This is a genomic window from Streptomyces sp. PCS3-D2, from assembly GCF_000612545.2.
In the GTDB taxonomy this organism is placed as follows: Bacteria; Actinomycetota; Actinomycetes; order Streptomycetales; family Streptomycetaceae; genus Streptomyces.
The window spans coordinates 1,832,330-1,854,007 of the sequence record NZ_CP097800.1 but is presented as its reverse complement, the minus strand read 5'-3'; the positions used below and the strand labels follow the sequence as shown (position 1 = coordinate 1,854,007).

Annotated in this window: 2 protein-coding genes (both only partly in view); both read left to right on the top strand. The window is 71.6% G+C overall.

The genetic code is table 11. The features are described 5' to 3' along the window. Positions 1 to 21,442, top strand: the 3' portion of a protein-coding gene (locus tag AW27_RS07465) for a non-ribosomal peptide synthetase (RefSeq protein ID WP_304949845.1). Its footprint begins 1,169 nt before the window's first position; 21,442 of the gene's 22,611 nt are visible here — the last part of the coding sequence; the start codon falls outside the window, past its left edge; the stop codon is at positions 21,440 to 21,442. Then, a protein-coding gene (locus tag AW27_RS07460; protein ID WP_304949844.1) for a non-ribosomal peptide synthetase crosses the window boundary here: on the top strand, positions 21,442 to 21,678 show its 5' end (the start). The gene runs 12,708 nt beyond the window's last position; only the first 237 of its 12,945 coding nucleotides appear in the window; its start codon is at positions 21,442 to 21,444; its stop codon lies beyond the right edge, outside the window. The genes AW27_RS07465 and AW27_RS07460 overlap by 1 nt, the downstream gene beginning before the upstream one ends.

Sequence of the window (21,678 nt, the reverse complement as noted above, 5' to 3'; positions counted from 1 at the left end):
CGTGAGCGTCGAGGAGACCTTCGACGCGCAGGGCACCCCCGCCGGGCTGCGCGGTGTGCTGACCGCCGTGGCCGACCTGTTCGAAGCCGACTCCGCGGGAGACCTCGCCAAGCGCCTCGCCCGGGTGCTGGAGACCGTCACCGCCGAGCCGCAGGTGCGGCTCAGCGCGGTGGACGTCCTCGATGAGGACGAGCGTCGCCGTGTGCTGGTGGAGTGGAACGACACCGCGGCCGAGGTGGCCGGTGGTTCGGTGGCGGATCTGTTCGCGGCGCAGGTGGCCCGGACCCCGGACGCCGTGGCCGTCGTGGCCGAGGGCGCCGAGGTGTCGTACGCGGAGCTGGATGCCCGGGCGAACCGGCTGGCGCGCTTCCTGGTGGACCAGGGCGTGGGCGCGGAGTCGGTGGTGGGTCTGTGCCTGCCGCGTGGGGTGGAGACCATCGCCGCGATCCTGGCGGTGTGGAAGGCCGGGGCGGCTTACCTCCCGATCGACTCCGAACAGCCCGCCGAACGCGTCGCGTTCCTGCTCGCCGACAGCGGCGCCGTGACACTGCTCAGCACGCGCGCCGTGCTCGGTGAACTGTCCGTCGAGGCCCCCGCCCCGCTCGCCCTGGACGCGATCGAGGTCGCCGCCGCGATCGACGCGTACGAGGCCACCGCGCCCCGTACGGACCCGTCCCCGGATGCGCTCGCCTACGTGATCTACACCTCCGGTTCGACGGGCACTCCGAAGGGCGTCGCCGTCACCCACCGGTCGCTGACCAACTACGTCTCCTCGGTGCCCGGCCGGGTCGGCCTCGGCAACCCGGGGGACCGGTACGCGCTGCTCCAGGCCCAGGTCACCGACCTCGGCAACACCGTGCTGTTCGCGAGCCTGACCACCGGTGGCCGGCTGCACATCCTCGACCACGACGCCGCCACCGACCCGGCCGTGGTGACCGGATACCTGGCCGAGCACGCCATCGACCACGTGAAGGCGGTGCCGTCGCACCTGGCGGCCCTCGCCGTCGCGGACGGACCGGCGTCCGTAATGCCCGCCAAGTCCCTGGTGCTCGGCGGTGAGGCAGCCTCTCCCGCGTGGGTGCGGGAGCTGCTGGCGGCGGCCGGAGCGCGTGGGGTCTTCAACCACTACGGCCCCACCGAGACCACCATCGGTGTCACCACCACGCGCCTGACCCCGGAGCGGGTGGCGGGCGCTGTGGTGCCGATCGGCTCGCCGGTGCCCAACGTCCGGCTGTACGTCCTCGACCAGTGGCTGTCCCCGGTGGCCCCGGGCATCGCCGGTGAGCTGTACGTCGCCGGTGCCGCTCTGGCCCGTGGCTACGTCGGCCGTGCGGGTCTGACTGCGGAGCGGTTCGTGGCCGCGCCCTTCTCCGGCGCGGGCGAGCGCATGTACCGCACCGGCGACCGCGTCCGCTGGAACGCCGAGGGCCAGCTGGAGTACCTGGGCCGCGCCGACGAGCAGGTCAAGATCCGCGGGTTCCGCATCGAGCCGGGCGAGGTACAGGCGGTCGTCGCCGCGCACCCGTCGGTCGCCCGGACCGCGGTGATCGCCCGCACGGACGTCCCCGGTGACACCCGTCTCGTGGCCTACATCGTCCCCGCCGACGGCGCGAACACCGACGAACTGGCCGACGTCATAAGGCGGTTCATCGCCGCGCGGCTGCCGGACCACATGGTCCCGTCGGCGGTGGTGGCGCTGGACGTGCTGCCGCTGACCGCGAACGGCAAGCTGGACCGCAAGGCGCTGCCCGCGCCCGAGTACGTGACCAGTTCGGGCCGCGGCCCCTCCAACGTCCGCGAGGAGGTCCTCTGCGCGGTCTTCGCCGAGATCCTCGGCCTGGAGAGCGTCGGCGTCGACGACAGCTTCTTCGCGCTGGGCGGTCACTCGCTGCTGGCCATCCGCCTGGTGGAGACCCTCCGCGGCCGCGGAGTGTCCGTCTCGGTGCGCGCGCTGTTCCAGACGCCGACCGTGGCGGGCCTGGCCGCGGTGGCCGGAACCGAGGATCTGGTGGTCCCCGAGAATGCCATCCCGGCGGACGCGCGGGAGATCACTCCGGAGATGCTGCCGCTGGTGGACCTGACCGCCGATGAGGTGGAGCGGATCGTCGCGACCGTCGACGGCGGCGCCGCCAACATCGCGGACGTCTACCCGCTGGCCCCGCTCCAGGAGGGCCTGCTCTTCCACCACCTCCTCGCCGACGGCGGCGAGGACGCCTACGTCACGCCCACCGTCCTGGAGTTCGACTCCCGCGACCGCCTGGACGCCTTCACCGACGCGCTCCAGCAGGTCCTGAACCGGCACGACATCTACCGGACCGGGATCGTGTGGGAAGGCCTGCGCGAGCCGGTGCAGGTCGTGCGCCGCCGCGCCGTCCTCCCCGTCGAGGAAGTGCGGCTGGACCCGGACGGCGGCGATGCGGTCGAGCAACTGCTCGCGGCCGGCGACCTGTCCATGGACCTGGGCCGGGCACCGCTCATCGCCCTGCACATCACCACCGAGCCGGACTCGGGCCGCTGGTGGGCCCTGGTGCGGGCGCACCACATGGTCCGCGACCACACCGGTATGGAGCTGCTGCTCGGCGAGGTGCGGACGCTGCTCGACGGGCGTGGTGCGGAGCTGCCCGAGCCGCTGCCGTTCCGCGACTTCGTGGCGCAGGCCCGGGCCGGTGTGGACAGCGGGGAGCACGAACGGTTCTTCGCCGAGCTGCTGGGCGATGTCGACGAGCCCACCGCCCCGTACGCGCTGGTGGACGTGCGCGGTGTCGGTTCGGACATCGCGCGAGCGGTGACCCCGCTGGAAGCGGGTCTGGCCGGACGGCTGCGCACGGCCGCCCGGCGACTGGGCGCCAGCCCGGCGACGGTGATGCACGTGGCGTGGGCGCGCGTGCTGTCCGCGGTCAGCGGCCGTGACGATGTCGTCTTCGGCACCGTCCTGTTCGGCCGGATGAACGCCGGCGCCGGCTCCGACCGGGTGGCGGGTCCCTTCATCAACACGCTGCCCGTCCGGGTGCGGATGGACGAACTGGGCGCGCTGGCGGCCGTGTCCGCGATGCGCGACCAGCTGGCCGGTCTGCTGGAGCACGAGCACGCTCCGCTCGCCCTGGCCCAGCAGGCCAGCGGCGTACAGGGGGACACCCCTCTCTTCTCCTCGCTCTTCAACTACCGGCACAACTCCGGTCCCGAGCAGGGCGAGGGCGCCGGTTCCGCTCTCGAAGGGATCCGTACGGTCTTCTCCCGCGAGCGGACCAACTACCCGCTGTCGGTGTCCGTGGACGACGACGGCACGGAGATCGGCCTGGCCATCGACGCCGTCGCCTCGGTGGACGCCAAGGCCGTCGCGGCCCTGCTCGCCACGGCCACGGACAACCTCGTCGCGGCGCTGGAGAACGCCCTCGACGGAGCCGCGGACCAGCCCCTGAGCTCGGTTGATGTTCTGGGTGAGGTGGAGCGTCGTCGGGTTCTGGTGGAGTGGAACGAGACCGCTGCTGTTGTGGGTGAGGTGTCGGTTTCGGGGTTGTTCGAGGCGCAGGTGGCGCGGACTCCGGATGCTGTCGCGGTGGTGGGTGACGGTGTTGAGGTGTCGTATGCGGAGTTGGATGCGCGTGCGAATCGTTTGGCGCGGTATCTGGTCGGCCTGGGTGTGGGGCCGGAGTCCGTGGTGGGTGTGTGCCTGGAGCGTGGTGTCGGGTTCGTGGTCGCGTTGCTGGCGGTGTCGAAGGCGGGTGGTGTGTATCTGCCGGTTGATCCGGGTTATCCGGCGGAGCGGGTCGGGTTCGTTCTGGCCGATTCGGGTGCGGTGTGTGTGGTGACGCAGGCGTCGTGTGTGGGGGTTGTGCCTGCGGGTGTGGCGTCTGTGGTGGTGGATGAGGGGTCGGTTGCCGGGGAGATCGAGTCTCTGGCGGGGTCGGCTCTGGGTGTGGGTGTGGTGTCGGGTCAGGCGGCGTATGTGATTTATACGTCGGGTTCGACGGGCGTGCCCAAGGGTGTGGTGGTGTCGCACTCGGGTGTGGGGTCGCTGGTTGCGGCTCAGGTGGAGCGGTTCGCGGTGGATGGTGCGAGTCGTGTGCTGCAGTTCGCGTCGGTTGGTTTTGATGCGGCGACGGCTGAGATTTTGGTGGCGTTGTCGGTGGGTGCCGCGTTGGTGGTGGCGCCTGCGGGTGAGTTGTTGCCTGGTGGTGGGTTGGTTGAGTTGGTGGCGCGTCTTGGGGTGACGCATGTGACGTTGCCGCCGGCTGTGTTGGGTGTGCTGGGTGGGGGTGATTTGCCGTCGGTGTCGACGTTGGTGTCGGCGGGTGAGGTGCTGGCTGGTGAGTTGGTGGAGAAGTGGGCGCCGGGTCGTCGGTTGGTGAATGCGTATGGTCCGACGGAGACGACGGTGTGCGCGACGATGTCGGGTCCGTTGGTCGCGGGTGGTGTGCCGGTTATCGGTGGGCCGGTGGTCAATGCGCGGGTGTTCGTGCTGGACGGTTCGTTGCGTCCGGTGCCTGTGGGTGTGGTGGGTGAGCTGTATGTGGCTGGTGTGGGTCTGGCGCGTGGGTATGTGGGGCGTGCGGGTCTGACGGCTGAGCGGTTCGTTGCTTCGCCTTACACCGGTGTGGGTGAGCGGATGTATCGGACGGGTGACCGTGTCCGGTGGACCGCTGAGGGTGAGCTGGAGTACCTGGGCCGCGCCGACGAGCAGGTCAAGATCCGCGGGTTCCGTATTGAGCCGGGTGAGGTCCGGTCGGTGGTGGTGGGTCATCCGATGGTGGCTCAGGCCGCGGTGGTGGTTCGTGAGGACGTGGCGGGGGACAAGCGACTGGTCGCTTACGTCGTCCCCGCGGATGACACAGGTGTCGTAGTCGACGCCGAACTCCCTTCGTTTGTGAGGGAGTACGTCGCCGAGCGGCTGCCCGAGTACATGGTTCCGTCGTCGGTGGTGGTGCTGGATGTGCTGCCGCTGACGGTCAACGGGAAGCTGGACGTCAAGGCGCTGCCGGCGCCGGAGTACACGTCGGGTTCGGGTCGTGGTCCCTCCAGCGTGCGGGAGGAGGTCCTGTGTGCTGCCTTCGCTGAGGTCCTGGGCCTGGAGAGCGTGGGCGTCGATGACGACTTCTTCGCGCTGGGCGGCCACTCCCTCCTCGCCGTCCGGCTGATCAGCCGGGTGCGCGCGGTGCTGGGCGTCGAGGTTCCGCTGCGCGCGCTGTTCGAGGCGCCGACGGTGGCGCGGCTGGCGGCGCGTCTCGACGGCGCCGACCGGGCGCGGGTGGCGCTGACGGCGGGCGAGCGTCCCGAGCGGGTGCCTCTGTCGTTCGCGCAGCGCCGCCTGTGGTTCATCGGGCAGCTCGAAGGCCCCAGCTCCACCTACAACATCCCGATGGCCCTGCGCCTGACGGGCGCCGTGGACGCGTCGTCGCTGAACTCGGCGCTGCGGGACGTCATCGGCCGGCACGAGGTGCTGCGCACCGTCTTCGCGGTCGTCGACGGTGAGCCGTACCAGCACATCCTCGGCATGGAGGAGCTGGAGTGGGAGCTGCGGGTCGCCGAGGTGGCCGCGGCCGATGTGGACGCGGCGGTCGCCGGTGCGGCGGGTTACGCCTTCGATCTGGCGGTTGATCTGCCGGTGCAGGCGTGGCTGTTCGCGGTGGGTCCGGACGAGCACGTGCTCGTCGTGGTGGTGCACCACGTCGCGGGTGACGGCTGGTCGACCGGGCCGCTGGCCCGGGACCTGTCGGTGGCGTACGGGGCCCGTAGCGCGGGTTCGGTTCCCGGGTGGGAGCCGCTGCCGGTGCAGTACGCGGACTACGCGCTGTGGCAGCGCGATCTGCTGGGCGACGACCAGGACCCGAACAGCCTGGTCTCGCGCCAGGTGGACTACTGGCGCCGCACGCTCGCCGGAGCCCCCGAAGAGCTGACCCTGCCCTATGACCACAGCCGCCCGGCGGTACTGGGCAACCGAGGCCACAGCGTGCCGCTGGAGATCCCGGCCGAGGTGCACGCGCGCCTCGTGGACGTGGCCCGCGCCGAGGGCGTGACCATGTCCATGCTGCTGCAGACCGCGCTGGCGGTGCTGCTGTCCCGGCTGGGCGCCGGAACCGACATCTCCATCGGCGCGCCGAACGCCGGACGCACCGACGAAGCACTCGACGACCTCGTCGGCTTCTTCGTCAACACTCTCGTGCTGCGCACGGACCTGTCCGGGAACCCGACCTTCACCGACTTGTTCTCCCGGGTGCGGGAGACCGCTCTCGCGGCCTTCGCCCACCAGGACGTGCCGTTCGAGCGTCTGGTCGAGGAGCTGGCCCCGGCCCGCTCCCTCGCCCGCCACCCGCTGTTCCAGGTGACCCTCACGGTGCAGAACAACGCCGACGCGGCCCTGGACCTCTCCGGTCTCGAGGCGGAGACGGTCCCCGCGGGAGCGCCGGTCGCCAAGTTCGACCTGGACGTGACCGTCGGCGAGGTGTTCGACGCCCAGAACCGTCCGGCGGGCCTGCGTGGTGTGGTCGTCGCGGCGGCGGACCTGTTCGACACGGACACCGTCGAGCAGCTCGGCCGACGCCTCGGGACGGTGCTCCGGACCCTGGCCGCCGACCCGCGCACCCGCATCGGCGCCGTCGACGTACTCGACGAGGACGAGCGCCGCCGCGTGCTGGTGGAGTGGAACGACACCGCTACCGAGGTGCCGCGCGCCACGGTGGTGGAGCTGTTCGAGGAGCGGGTCTCCCGGACTCCCGACGCCGTCGCGGTCGTGGCCGACGGGGCGGAGGTCTCGTACGCGGAACTCGACGCCCGGGCCGACCGGATGGCGCGCTACCTGGTGGAGCGGGGAGTCGGCGCGGAGTCGCTGGTCGCGGTCGTGCTCGAACGCGGCGTCGATCTGATGGTGGCGCTGCTCGGCATCCTGAAGGCCGGCGCCGCCTACCTGCCCATCGACCCCACCTACCCCGCCGAGCGGGTCGCCTACATGCTGGACGACGCCAAGCCGGCCGTGGTGCTCGGCGCGGCGGGCACGGTCTCGGCCGTCCCCGCCTCGGCCCCGCGGGTGGTCGTCGACACGGCGGAGTTCGCCCAGGCGCTGGACGACGCGGCGGCCCGGCCGTCGACGGCCGGGGACCGGCTGCGGGCGCTCGCGCTCCCGGCCTACGTGATCTACACGTCCGGGTCGACGGGCCGCCCGAAGGGCGTGGTCGTGACCCAGTCCGGCTTCGCGAACACGGTCGCGGCATTGGCTCGGTTCGGCGCGGGCCCGGACTCCCGGGTCGCTCAGTTCGCGTCCCTGAGCTTCGACAACTTCTGCCTCGAATGGTCGCTGGCCCTCACCTCGGGCGCGACGCTGATCGTGGTCCCCGCCGAGCGGCGGCTGGGCCAGGAACTCGCACGGTTCTTCGCGGAGCAGGAGATCACCCACGCGACGCTGCCGCCGGCCGTGCTCGCCGGGCTGGAGCCCGGGTCGATCGCGCCAGGCGTCGTGCTCGAAGTCGGTGGCGAGGCGTGCTCGCCGGAGCTGGTGGACCGCTGGTCCGCCGGGCGGCTGATGTTCAACACCTACGGTCCGACCGAGACCACGGTGGACGCGACGGTGTGGCGCTGCGCCCCCGGAGTGCGCGAGGTGCCGATCGGTTCGCCCATCGGCAACGCGCGGGCGTTCGTCGTGGACGCCTTCCTGGCCCCCGTGGCACCCGGTGTCGTCGGTGAGCTGTACCTGGCGGGAGAGGGACTGGCGCGCGGTTACGCGGGCCGCCCCGGACTGACCGCGGAGCGCTTCGTGGCGAACCCGCACGGCGCGCCCAGTGAGCGGATGTACCGCACCGGTGACCTGGCCCGCTGGGACGCGGACGGCCGGCTGATGTTCGTCGGCCGCGCCGACGAGCAGGTCAAGGTCCGCGGCTTCCGCATCGAGCTCGGCGAGGTGCAGGCCGTGGTGGCCGGTCACCCGTCGGTCGAGCAGGCCGCGGTGATCGCCCGCGAGGACGTCTCCGGTGACCCCCGCCTGGTCGCCTACGTCGTGCCCGCCGAAGGCGCGGACCACGACGAGCTGTCGGCAGGCGTACGGGCCCGGGTGGCCGAGCAGCTGCCGCAGTACATGGTCCCGTCGGCGGTCGTGGTGCTGGACGTGCTGCCGCTGTCGGTGAACGGCAAGCTGGACCGCAAGGCCCTGCCCGTGCCGGAGTACGCCCAGGGCGAGGGCCGCGGCCCGTCGAACCTGCGGGAAGAACTCATGTGCGCGGCGTTCGCAGAGGTACTGGGTCTCGACAGCGTCGGCGTCGACGACGACTTCTTCGGGCTGGGCGGCCACTCGCTGCTCGCGGTCCGGCTCGTGGAGCGGCTGCGGGAACACGGAGTACCGGTCTCGGTGCGCGCGCTGTTCCAGACGCCCACCGTCGCGGGCCTCGCGACGTCATCCGACGCGGAACTCGTCGTCGTACCGCCGAACGGCATCCCGGACGACGCGCGAACGATCACTCCCGAGATGCTCCCCCTGGTCGACCTCACGGCCGCCGAGGTGGAGCGGATCGTCGCCACGGTAGACGGCGGCGCCGCCAACGTCGCCGACGTCTACCCGCTCGCACCGCTCCAGGAGGGACTGCTCTTCCACCACCTGATGGCGGAGGGCGGCGAGGACGCCTATGTGACCCCGATGGTGGTCGAATTCGCCTCCCGGGACCTCCTGGACCGGTACCTGCTCGCACTGCAGCAGGTGGTGGACCGTCACGACATCCTCCGGACCACGATCGTGTGGGAAGGCCTGCGCGAGCCCGTACAGGTGGTGTGGCGCCGAGCCGCGCTGTCGGTCGAAGAGGTGCTGCTGGACTCCGGGAGCACCGATCCCGTCGCCGACCTGGTGGCGCTCGCGGGATCGGCCATGGACCTGGGACGCGCGCCGCTGATCCGCGTGCATCTTGCCCCCGAGCCGGGCACCGGCAAGTGGCTGGCGCTGTTCCGGGTGCACCACATGGTGCAGGACCACACCGGCATGGAAGTCGTCCTCGACGAGGTCGTCACGATCCTGTCCGGCCGGGCCGACAGCCTGCCGGAGCCGCTCCCCTTCCGCGACTTCGTCGCACAGGCCCGCAACGGCGCCGAGCGCGAGGCCAGCACCCGCTACTTCTCCGAGCTGCTGGGCGACGTCACGGAGACGACCGCCCCGTACCAGGAGCTGAACGCGCTTGGCGACGGCTCCGGCGTGGTCCGCGCCCGGCTCCGATTCGCACCGGAGCTGGACGGCCTGATCCGCGACGCCGCACGCCGCCTGGGCACCAGCCCGGCGACGCTCATGCACGTGGCCTGGGCCCGTCTGCTCGCCGCGCTCAGTGGCCGGCACGACGTGGTGTTCGGCACCGTCCTGCTCGGCCGGATGAACGCCTCGGCGGGCTCCGACCGGGTGGCGGGTCCCTTCATCAACACCCTCCCGATGCGCGTGCGCATCGACGGCACGACGGCGCGGGCCGCCGTCGTGGCGATGCGTGGCCAGCTCGCCGGACTGCTGGAGCACGAACACGCTCCGCTGGCCCTGGCGCAGCAGGCGAGCGGGGTCCCGGGCGACGCCCCGCTGTTCACCGCACTGTTCAACTACCGGCACAACACCGCCCGTCCGCAGGAGCAGGCCGAGGACACCACGCCGGACGGCTCCGCAGTCGAGGGCATCCGGCTGGTGTTCGGCCGGGAAGTCACCAACTACCCGCTCTCGGTGTCCGTCGACGACGACGGGGACGGCATCGGCCTGGCCGTCGACGCGGTGGAGACGATCGACCCCCAGGCGGTCGCCGCGCTGCTGCGCACCACCGTCGAGAACCTGGTCGCCGCGCTGAAGGACGAACTGAACGGCGGCCCGAGCATCCCCCTCTCCGCCGTCGACGTGCTCGACGGGACCGAGCGCCACCACGTCCTGGTGGACCTCAACGACACCGGCCGCCGCACCGCGGCGTCGACCGTGCCCGAACTCTTCGAGGCACAGGTGGCCCGCACCCCCGACGCGGTGGCGCTGACCTCCGCGGACACCGAGCTGACGTACGCGCAGCTCGACGCCCGGGCGAACCGGCTGGCGCGGCTGCTCCTGGACCGGGGGGTCGGCGCGGAGTCGCTCGTCGCCGTGGCCATGCCGCGGGGCGCCGACGCCGTCATCACCCTCCTGGCGATCACGAAGGCGGGCGCCGCCTACCTTCCGGTCGACCCCTCGTACCCGGCGGAGCGCATCGCGTTCATGCTGGCCGACGCGGCACCGGCGCTGCTGGTGACCACCGGCGCGACTGTCCTCCCGCCCCAGGCCCCGGCCACCGGAGCCGCGCCCGTCCCGTACCTCGTACTGGACGCCGCGGAGACGGCCGCCACGCTCGCCGGGCTGGCTGACGCCGCGCTCACGGACGACGAACGCTCTGCCCCCGTCCTCCCGGACAGCGGTGCCTACGTCATCTACACCTCCGGCTCCACCGGCCTGCCCAAGGGCACGGTCGTGCCGCACCGGGCGATCGACCGCCTGGTGCGCGACTCCGGGTACGTCGAACTCGGCGCCGGTGACGTCGTCGCGCACCTGGCCTCGGCGTCCTTCGACGCGGCGACCTTCGAGATCTGGGGCGCCCTGCTCAACGGAGCGGTCCTGGCCGTCGCACCTGCCGGTGCGCTGTCCGTCGCCGAACTCAGGGAGTTCCTGACCGCCCGCCGAGTCACCACCCTGTGGCTGACGGCCGGCCTGTTCCACGAAGTGGTCGACCAGGACCCCGACATGCTCCGCGGCATCCACCAGCTGCTGGCCGGTGGCGACGTCCTCTCCAACGCGCACTGCCGCGCCGTGCTGGACCGACTGCCCTCCGTCCGCCTGCTCAACGGCTACGGGCCGACGGAGAACACCACCTTCACCGCCGTGCACGAGGTGCGGGCCGTCGACGTGGCGGGCAAGGCGGGCGTGCCGATCGGCACCCCGGTCTCCGACACCCGTGTGTACGTGGTGGACGAGTGGCTGAACCCCGTGCCCGTCGGTGTCGTGGGTGAGCTGTACACCTCGGGTGGCGGTCTGGCCCGCGGATACTCGGGCCGCGCCGGACTCACGGCGGAGCGGTTCGTCGCCTGCCCCTTCGAGCCGGGCGAGCGCATGTACCGCACCGGGGACCGGGCGAGCTGGGACATCGAAGGACGACTGGTGTTCGCCGGCCGCGCCGACGACCAGGTCAAGGTCCGCGGCTTCCGGGTCGAGCCCGGTGAGGTGCAGGCCGCGGTGGCCGCGCACCCCGACGTCGCGCAGGCCGCGGTGATCGTCCGTCAGGACGCGCCCGGGAACCAGCGGCTCGTCGCCTACGTGGTGTCCACGGACGCTCACGACGGCACCGAACTCCCGGCGTCCGTACGCGAGTACCTCACCGGACAGCTGCCGGAGTACATGGTCCCGTCCGCGGTGGTGGTGCTGGACGCGCTGCCGCTGACCGCGAACGGGAAGGTCGACCGCAGGGCGCTGCCCGCCCCCGACTACGAGGGCAGCGCCGCGACCGGCGGCCGCAGGGCCGTCACCCTGCGGGAGGAGATCCTGTGCGGCGTGTTCGCACAGGTCCTGGGCCTTGAGAGCGTGGGCGTCGATGACGACTTCTTCGCGCTGGGCGGTCACTCGCTGCTGGCGACGCGGCTGATCAGCCGGGTGCGCGCGGTGCTGGGCGTCGAGGTTCCGCTGCGCGCGCTGTTCGAGGCGCCGACGGTGGCGCGGCTGGCGGCGCGTCTCGACGGCGCCGACCGGGCGCGGGTGGCGCTGACGGCGGGCGAGCGTCCCGAGCGGGTGCCTCTGTCGTTCGCGCAGCGCCGCCTGTGGTTCATCGGGCAGCTCGAAGGCCCCAGCTCCACCTACAACATCCCGATGGCCCTGCGCCTGACGGGCGCCGTGGACGCGTCGTCGCTGAACTCGGCGCTGCGGGACGTCATCGGCCGGCACGAGGTGCTGCGCACCGTCTTCGCGGTCGTCGACGGTGAGCCGTACCAGCACATCCTCGGCATGGAGGAGCTGGAGTGGGAGCTGCGGGTCGCCGAGGTGGCCGCGGCCGATGTGGACGCGGCGGTCGCCGGTGCGGCGGGTTACGCCTTCGATCTGGCGGTTGATCTGCCGGTGCAGGCGTGGCTGTTCGCGGTGGGTCCGGACGAGCACGTGCTCGTCGTGGTGGTGCACCACGTCGCGGGTGACGGCTGGTCGACCGGGCCGCTGGCCCGGGACCTGTCGGTGGCGTACGGGGCCCGTAGCGCGGGTTCGGTTCCCGGGTGGGAGCCGCTGCCGGTGCAGTACGCGGACTACGCGCTGTGGCAGCGCGATCTGCTGGGCGACGACCAGGACCCGAACAGCCTGGTCTCGCGCCAGGTGGACTACTGGCGCCGCACGCTCGCCGGAGCCCCCGAAGAGCTGACCCTGCCCTTCGACCGTCCCCGCCCGACCGTGGCCTCCCACCGCGGACACACCGCGTCCCTGGAGATCCCGGCCGAGGTGCACGCACGGCTGGTGGAGCTGGCACGCGCCGAGGGCGTCACCACCTTCATGGTGCTCCAGGCCGCGCTGGCGGTCCTGCTGTCCCGACTGGGCGCTGGCACCGACATCCCGATCGGCTCGGCGCACGCCGGACGTACCGACGTAGCCCTGGACGACCTCGTCGGCTTCTTCATCAACACGGTGGTCCTGCGGGCCGACGTGTCCGGGGACCCGACGTTCACCGAGGTGCTCGCCCGGGTCCGGGAAGCCGGACTGTCGGGTGTGGCGCACCAGGACGTGCCGTTCGACCGTCTGGTCGAGGAACTGGCCCCGACCCGTTCCATGGCGCGTCACCCCCTCTTCCAGGTCGTCCTGACCATGCAGAACACCATCGAGGCCGTACTGGACCTCGGTGACCTGCGTGCCGTCCGGATGTCGGCCGGTCACACCTCGGCCAAGTTCGACCTGGACGTCCTCGTTGCCGAGGAGTTCGACGCCGACGGCGCACTCGCCGGGTTCCGGGGGACGGTCACCGTCGCTGCGGACCTCTTCGACGCCGAGGCGGCGGGCCGGATCGCCGCCGCCTGGGCACGCGTACTCGACACCCTGACAGCCGAGCCGCAGGTGCGGCTCAGCGCGGTGGACGTCCTCGGCGAGGACGAGCGTCGCCGTGTGCTGGTGGAGTGGAACGACACCGCGGCCGAGGTGGCCGGTGGTTCGGTGGCGGATCTGTTCGCGGCGCAGGTGGCCCGGACCCCGGACGCCCTCGCCGTCGTCTTCGACGGAGTCGAGGTGACCTACGCGGAGCTGGACGCCCGGGCGAACCGGCTGGCGCACTTCCTGGTGGACCAGGGCGTGGGCGCGGAGTCGGTGGTGGGTCTGTGCCTGCCGCGTGGGGTGGAGACCATCGCCGCGATCCTGGCGGTGTGGAAGGCCGGGGCGGGCTACCTCCCGATCGACCCCGAACAGCCCGCCGAACGCATCGCGTTCATGCTGACCGACACCCGCGCCGTCCTCCTGCTCAGCACTGAAGACATCCTCGATGAGCTGCCCACCGGCAAGGTGCGCTCGGTTGCGGTGGACGAGACGCTGGTCACGATGCAGCTGTCGATGGCCCCGGACACCGCGCCGGACGTCACCGCGGCGCCGGACGAGCTGGCCTACGTCATCTACACCTCCGGTTCCACGGGCAGGCCGAAGGGCGTCGCGATCACGCACGGCTCCCTGGCCAACTACGTCGCCAATGTCCCGGAGCGGATCGGGTTCGGTGAACCCGGCGGGCGCTACGCGCTGCTCCAGGCCCAGGCCACCGACCTCGGCAACACCGTCGTGTTCGCCAGCCTGGTCTCGGGCGGCACGCTGTACGTCCTGGAAGAGGACGCGGTCACCGACCCGGTGGCGGTCGCCGACTACCTGGCGGAGCACCGCATCGACCACCTCAAGGTGGTCCCGTCCCACCTCGCGGCGCTGGGAAGCGCCGACGGCCTGGCGAAGGTTCTGCCCGGCGGCTCGCTGGTGCTCGGCGGCGAATCCGCCTCGCCCGCATGGGTGAAGGAGCTCATCGAGGCGGCAGGGGAGCGCCGGGTGTTCAACCATTACGGCCCGACCGAGGCGACCATCGGCGTCGCGACCACCCGCCTGACGGCGGAGCAGGTGGTCGAGGGCGTGGTCCCCATCGGCAGGCCCGTGGCCAACACCCGCCTGTACGTGCTCGACGCCTCGCTGCGGCCGGTGGCCCCCGGCGTCATCGGTGAGCTGTACATCGCGGGCGTCCAGCTCGCACGCGGCTACGTCCGCCGACCGGACCTGACTGCGGAGCGGTTTGTCGCCTCCCCGCTCTCGGGCACCGGCGAGCGCATGTACCGCACCGGCGACCTCGCCAGGTGGACGGCGGACGGCCAGGTCGTGTACCTGGGCCGGGCCGACGACCAGGTCAAGATCCGCGGCTTCCGCATCGAGCCCGGCGAGGTGCAGGCCGTCCTGACCGCGCACCCGCAGGTCGACCGGGCGGCGGTCGTCGCCCGGGAGGACGCGACCGGCGACACCCGCCTCATCGCCTACCTCGTGCCCGTGGACGAGGACGACGACCCGGCGCAACTCTCCTCCGTCGTCAAGCAGTTCGCTGCTCAGCGACTGCCCGAACACATGGTGCCCTCGGCGTTCGTCACGCTGGACGCGCTGCCGCTCACGAGCAACGGCAAGCTGGACCGCAAGGCCCTGCCCGCGCCCGACTACGCCGCCGCGGCGGGTACCGGCCGGGGTCCGTCGACCGCTCAGGAGGAAATCCTTTGCGCCGCGTTCGCTGAGGTCCTCGGCCTGCCCACGGTGGGGGTCGACGACGACTTCTTCGAGCTGGGCGGCCACTCCCTGCTCGCGGTGCGACTGGTCAGCCGCATCCGGGTGGTGCTCGGCGTCGAGGTCGAGATCAGGGTCCTGTTCGAGGCGCCCACGGTTGCCGGGCTCGCCGCCCAGCTGCACGAGGCCGACCGGGCCAGGGTGCCGCTGACGGCGGCCGAGCGCCCCGAGCGCGTGCCGCTGTCGTCCGCGCAGCGCCGCCTGTGGTTCATCGGCCAGCTGGAAGGCCCGAGCCCGACCTACAACATCCCCGTCACCGTCCGGCTCTCCGGCACGGTCGACGTCGCCGCGCTGAACGCCGCGCTGCGGGACGTGATCGCCCGCCACGAGGTCCTGCGCACCGTGTTCGAGACGGCGGACGGCGAGCCGTACCAGCGCGTCCTCGACCCGGCCGACCTGGCCTGGGACCTGAAGGTGGCCGAGGTGGCCCCGACAGACCTGGCCGACGCGATCGGCGAGGCCACGCGCTACGCGTTCGACCTGTCGAACGAGGTGCCGATCCGGGCCTGGCTGTTCCAGGCCGGGCCGCAGGACCAGGTCCTCGTGGTGACCATGCACCACATCGCGAGCGACGGATGGTCCACCGGACCGCTGGCCCGCGACGTGTCCGTGGCCTACGCGGCGCGCTGCGCCGGCCAGGCGCCCGAGTGGCAGCCGCTGCCGGTGCAGTACGCGGACTACGCGCTCTGGCAGCGGGACCTGCTCGGTGACGACCAGGACCCCGACAGCGTCATCTCCGGTCAGGTGGAGTACTGGAGCCGGGCGCTCGCGGGCGCTCCCGAGGAGCTGGAGCTTCCCTTCGACCGGCCGCGTCCCGCGGTCGCCGGATACCAGGGACACCGCGTGCCCCTGGACGTGCCGGCCGAGGTCCACGAGCGGCTGCGGGCCGTCGCCCGCGCCGAGGGCGTGACCATGGCCATGGTGCTGCAGGCCGCGCTGGCGGTGCTGCTGTCCCGGCTGGGCGCCGGCAGCGACATCCCGATCGGTGCGGTGAACGCCGGCCGTACCGATGAAGCGCTCGACGACCTCGTCGGCTTCTTCGTCAACACGCTGGTGCTGCGCACCGACCTCTCGGGGGACCCGACGTTCCGCGAGCTGCTGTCCCGGGTCCGGGACACGGGGCTGTCGGCCTTCGCCCACCAGGACGTGCCGTTCGAGCGGCTGGTCGAGGAACTCGCCCCGGCCCGCTCGCTGTCCCGCCACCCGCTGTTCCAGGTGGCGCTCGCGGTGCAGAACAACGCCGAGGCGGTCCTGGACCTGTCCGGTCTGCGCGCCGGGGGAGCCGGGATCACGGAGACCTCGGGGACCGCGGTGGCGAAGTTCGACCTCGACGTGAGCGTGGGGGAGACCTACGACGCGGAGGGCGCGCCGGCCGGTCTGCGCGGTGCGTTGATCGCGGCCGCGGACCTCTTCGACGCGGGCACTGTCGCACGGTTCGCCGAGCGCCTGACGCGCGTGCTGGAGGCCGTCGCCGGTGAACCGGGACGTCGGCTGAGCTCGGTTGATGTTCTGGGTGAGGTGGAGCGTCGTCGGGTTCTGGTGGAGTGGAACGAGACCGCTGCTGTTGTGGGTGAGGTGTCGGTTTCGGGGTTGTTCGAGGCGCAGGTGGCGCGGACTCCGGATGCTGTCGCGGTGGTGGGTGACGGTGTTGAGGTGTCGTATGCGGAGTTGGATGCGCGTGCGAATCGTTTGGCGCGGTATCTGGTCGGCCTGGGTGTGGGGCCGGAGTCCGTGGTGGGTGTGTGCCTGGAGCGTGGTGTCGGGTTCGTGGTCGCGTTGCTGGCGGTGTCGAAGGCGGGTGGTGTGTATCTGCCGGTTGATCCGGGTTATCCGGCGGAGCGGGTCGGGTTCGTTCTGGCCGATTCGGGTGCGGTGTGTGTGGTGACGCAGGCGTCGTGTGTGGGGGTTGTGCCTGCGGGTGTGGCGTCTGTGGTGGTGGATGAGGGGTCGGTTGCCGGGGAGATCGAGTCTCTGGCGGGGTCGGCTCTGGGTGTGGGTGTGGTGTCGGGTCAGGCGGCGTATGTGATTTATACGTCGGGTTCGACGGGCGTGCCCAAGGGTGTGGTGGTGTCGCACTCGGGTGTGGGGTCGCTGGTTGCGGCTCAGGTGGAGCGGTTCGCGGTGGATGGTGCGAGTCGTGTGCTGCAGTTCGCGTCGGTTGGTTTTGATGCGGCGACGGCTGAGATTTTGGTGGCGTTGTCGGTGGGTGCCGCGTTGGTGGTGGCGCCTGCGGGTGAGTTGTTGCCTGGTGGTGGGTTGGTTGAGTTGGTGGCGCGTCTTGGGGTGACGCATGTGACGTTGCCGCCGGCTGTGTTGGGTGTGCTGGGTGGGGGTGATTTGCCGTCGGTGTCGACGTTGGTGTCGGCGGGTGAGGTGCTGGCTGGTGAGTTGGTGGAGAAGTGGGCGCCGGGTCGTCGGTTGGTGAATGCGTATGGTCCGACGGAGACGACGGTGTGCGCGACGATGTCGGGTCCGTTGGTCGCGGGTGGTGTGCCGGTTATCGGTGGGCCGGTGGTCAATGCGCGGGTGTTCGTGCTGGACGGTTCGTTGCGTCCGGTGCCTGTGGGTGTGGTGGGTGAGCTGTATGTGGCTGGTGTGGGTCTGGCGCGTGGGTATGTGGGGCGTGCGGGTCTGACGGCTGAGCGGTTCGTTGCTTCGCCTTACACCGGTGTGGGTGAGCGGATGTATCGGACGGGTGACCGTGTCCGGTGGACCGCTGAGGGTGAGCTGGAGTACCTGGGCCGCGCCGACGAGCAGGTCAAGATCCGCGGGTTCCGTATTGAGCCGGGTGAGGTCCGGTCGGTGGTGGTGGGTCATCCGATGGTGGCTCAGGCCGCGGTGGTGGTTCGTGAGGACGTGGCGGGGGACAAGCGACTGGTCGCTTACGTCGTCCCCGCTGGCGATGCGGGCGTGGACGTGGATGAGCTGCGGCTGTTCCTGTCCGGCCAGCTGCCGGAGTACATGGTTCCGTCGTCGGTGGTGGTGCTGGACGTGCTGCCGCTGACGGTCAACGGGAAGCTGGACGTCAAGGCACTGCCGGCTCCCGAGTACTCGACGGGTTCGGGCCGTGGCCCTTCCACGGTTCGTGAGGAGATCCTGTGCGCTGCCTTCGCTGAGGTCCTGGGCGTGGAGAGCGTCGGTGTCGATGACGACTTCTTCGCGCTGGGCGGCCACTCCCTCCTCGCCGTCCGGCTGGTGGAGTGGCTGCGCGGCCACGGCGTGTCCGTGTCCGTACGGGCGCTGTTCCAGACGCCGACCGTGGCGGGCCTGGCCGCGGTGGCCGGGACCGAGCAGGTCGACGTACCGGCGAACGCCATCCCCGAGGGCACCACGACCATCACGCCGGAGATGCTGCCGCTGGTGGACCTGACCGCCGACGAGGTGGAGCGGATCGTCGCCACCGTCGACGGCGGGGCCGCGAACGTGGCGGACATCTACCCGCTCGCGCCGCTCCAGGAGGGTCTGCTCTTCCACCACCTCCTCGCCGACGGCGGCGAGGACGCCTACGTCACCCCGAGGGTCGTGGAGTTCGCGTCCCGCGAGCGGCTGGACGCCTTCACGGAGGCGCTGCAGCAGGTCGTGGACCGGCACGACATCTACCGGACCGGGATCGTGTGGGAGGGCCTGCGCGAGCCGGTGCAGGTGGTGTGGCGACGCGCCGTCCTCCCGGTCGAGGAGGTCCAGCTGGACCCCCTCGCCACGGATCCCGCGGGTGACCTGGTGGCCCGGGTCGGCCTGTCCATGGACCTGAGGCGGGCGCCGCTGATCCACATGCACCTGGCGGCAGCGGCCGACGGCCGCTGGCTGGTGCTGCTGCGCATGCACCACATGGTCCAGGACCACACCGCGATGGAGGTGATCCTCGGCGACGTCCAGGCGTTCCTCTCCGGGCGTGGTGCGGAGCTGCCCGAGCCGTTGCCGTTCCGTGACTTCGTGGCGCAGGCCCGGGCCGGTGTGGACAGCGGGGAGCACGAGCGGTTCTTCGCCGAGCTGCTGGGTGATGTCGACGAGCCCACTGCCCCGTACGGGCTGGTGGACGTGCGCGGTGTCGGTTCGGACGTGGCGCGAGCGCTGGGTCAGCTGGAGGAGGGCGTCTCCGGGCGGCTGCGGGACGTCGCACGACGGCTCGGTTCGAGCCCGGCGACGGTGATGCACGTGGCGTGGGCGCGGGTGCTGTCCGCGGTCAGCGGCCGCGAGGACGTGGTGTTCGGCACCGTCCTGTTCGGCCGGATGAACGCCGGCGCCGGCTCCGACCGGGTGGCGGGTCCCTTCATCAACACGCTGCCCGTCCGGGTGCGGATGGACGAACTGGGCGCGCTGGCGGCCGTGTCCGCGATGCGCGACCAGCTGGCCGGTCTGCTGGAGCACGAGCACGCTCCGCTCGCCCTGGCCCAGCAGGCCAGCGGGGTACAGGGGGACACCCCTCTCTTCTCCTCGCTCTTCAACTACCGGCACAACTCCGGTCCCGAGCAGGGCGAGGGAGCCGGTTCCGCTCTCGAAGGGATCCGTACGGTCTTCTCCCGCGAGCGGACCAACTACCCGCTGTCGGTGTCCGTGGACGACGACGGCACGGAGATCGACCTGGCCATCGACGCCGTCGCCTCGGTGGACGCCAAGGCCGTCGCGGCCCTGCTCGCCACGGCCACGGACAACCTGGTCACGGCGATCGAGGAAGCCCTGGACGGCGCCCCCGACCAGCCGCTGAGCTCGGTCGACGTACTCGGCGAGGCCGAGCACCACCAGATGCTGGTGGACTGGAACGACGGCACCGAGCAGGTGCCCGTGGACTCGCTGCCCGCGCTGTTCGACGCGCAGGCGAAGCGGACGCCGGACGCTGTGGCCATCCAGTTCGGCGACACGCGGCTGACGTACGCCGAGCTGGACGCCCGTTCGAACCAGCTGGCGCGACTGCTCGTGTCCCGCGGCGTCGCACCGGAGTCCCTGGTCGCCGTATGCCTCGACCGGTCGGTGGACCTGGTGGTCTCCCTCCTCGCCGTGGTGAAGGCGGGCGGCGCCTACCTGCCGATCGACCCGAGCTACCCGGCCGAGCGCATCGCCTTCGTCCTGGGCGACGCGACCCCCGTGACCGTGGTCACGGACCGCGAGACCCGCGACCGGCTGCTCGGCCCCGAGGACGCGCGCGTCCTCGCGGTGGTCGCCCTGGACGACCCGGCCGTGGCCGGTGAGCTGGACGGCCTGGACGCCGCAGGGCTGACGGACGCGGACCGGGCGGGCAGCCTGCTGGCCTCCCACCCCGCGTACGTGATCTACACCTCGGGGTCGACCGGACAGCCCAAGGGCGTGGTCGTCACCCACGCCAACGTGGCGCGCCTCTTCGGTGCGACACGGAACTGGTTCGAGTTCGGAGCCGACGACGTGTGGACTTGGTTCCACTCCTTCGCCTTCGACTTCTCGGTCTGGGAACTGTGGGGCGCCCTGCTGTACGGCGGCCGCCTGGTCGTCGTCCCGTTCGAGGTGTCGCGTTCCCCGCAGGACTTCCTGCGGCTGCTCGTCCGCGACCGGGTGACGGTGCTCAACCAGACGCCGTCCGCCTTCTACCAGCTGATGCAGGCGGAGGCGCAGGAGCCGGAGCTGGGACAGGAACTGACCCTGCGCACGGTGGTGTTCGGTGGCGAGGCCCTGGACCCGTCCCGGCTGCGGGAGTGGTATGCCCGCCACCCGCAGGACGCGCCGGTGCTGGTGAACATGTACGGGATCACCGAGACCACCGTGCACGTCACCTACGCGGCACTGGACGAGGCCGCGGCCATCGAGGGAGCCCCGAGCGCCATCGGCCGCCAGATTCCCGATCTGCGGCTGTACGTCCTGGACGGGAAGCTCAAGCCCGTACCCGTCGGGGTGCCGGGTGAGCTGTACGTGGTCGGCGCCGGCCTGGCGCGGGGCTATCTGAACCGCCCCGGGCTGACCTCGGACCGGTTCGTGGCCTCCCCGTACGCCGACGCGGGCGAGCGGATGTACCGCACCGGCGACGTGGTCCGGTGGGACGCGGAGGGGAACCTGGAGTTCGTCGGCCGCGCTGACGACCAGGTCAAGGTCCGGGGCTTCCGGATCGAGACCGGCGAGATCGAGGCCGTCCTGGCCGCGTGCCCGCAGCTCGCCCAGACCGCGGTCGTCGTCCGTGAGGACACACCCGGTGACAAGCGGCTCGTCGCCTACGTCGTCCCCGTGGACGCAGCGGACGCCGCGGAGCCGACCGCGGGTGACGGTCTTGCCGGAACGGTCCGGCACTTCGCGATCGAACGCCTGCCCGGGTACATGGTCCCGGCAGCCGTCGTGGTCATGGACTACCTGCCGTTGACCGTGAACGGAAAGCTGGACCGCAAGGCGCTGCCGACACCGGAATACGCCGTTACGGCGGGATCCGGCCGGGGTCCGTCGACCCCCGAGGAAGAGGCCCTGTGTGGAGCGTTCGCCCAGGTGCTGGGGCTGGAGAAGGTCGGTGTGGACGACGACTTCTTCGCCCTCGGCGGGCACTCGCTCCTGGCCGTACGGCTGGTGAGCCGGATCCGGGTGGCGCTGGGCGTGGAGGTCGGGATCGGGACGCTGTTCGAAGCGCCGACGGTCGCGGGTCTCGCACAGCAGCTCGGAAAGAAGAAGTCAGCAAAGCGGCCGGCGTTGCGGCCCATGCGTACGCGCACCCAGGGGGATTCCTGATGTTTCCATTGTCATTCGCCCAGCGCCGTCTGTGGTTCGTCGAGCAGCTCGAGGGCCCCAGTCCGACCTACAACATCCCCATGGCCATGCGGCTGTCCGGCCAGGTGGACAGCGGGGCACTGAACGCCGCCCTGCGCGACGTGATGGACCGGCACGAGGTCTTGCGCACCGTGTTCACCGTCGCCGGCGGTGAGCCGCACCAGCGGGTGCTGGAACTCGCGGACCTCACCTGGAAG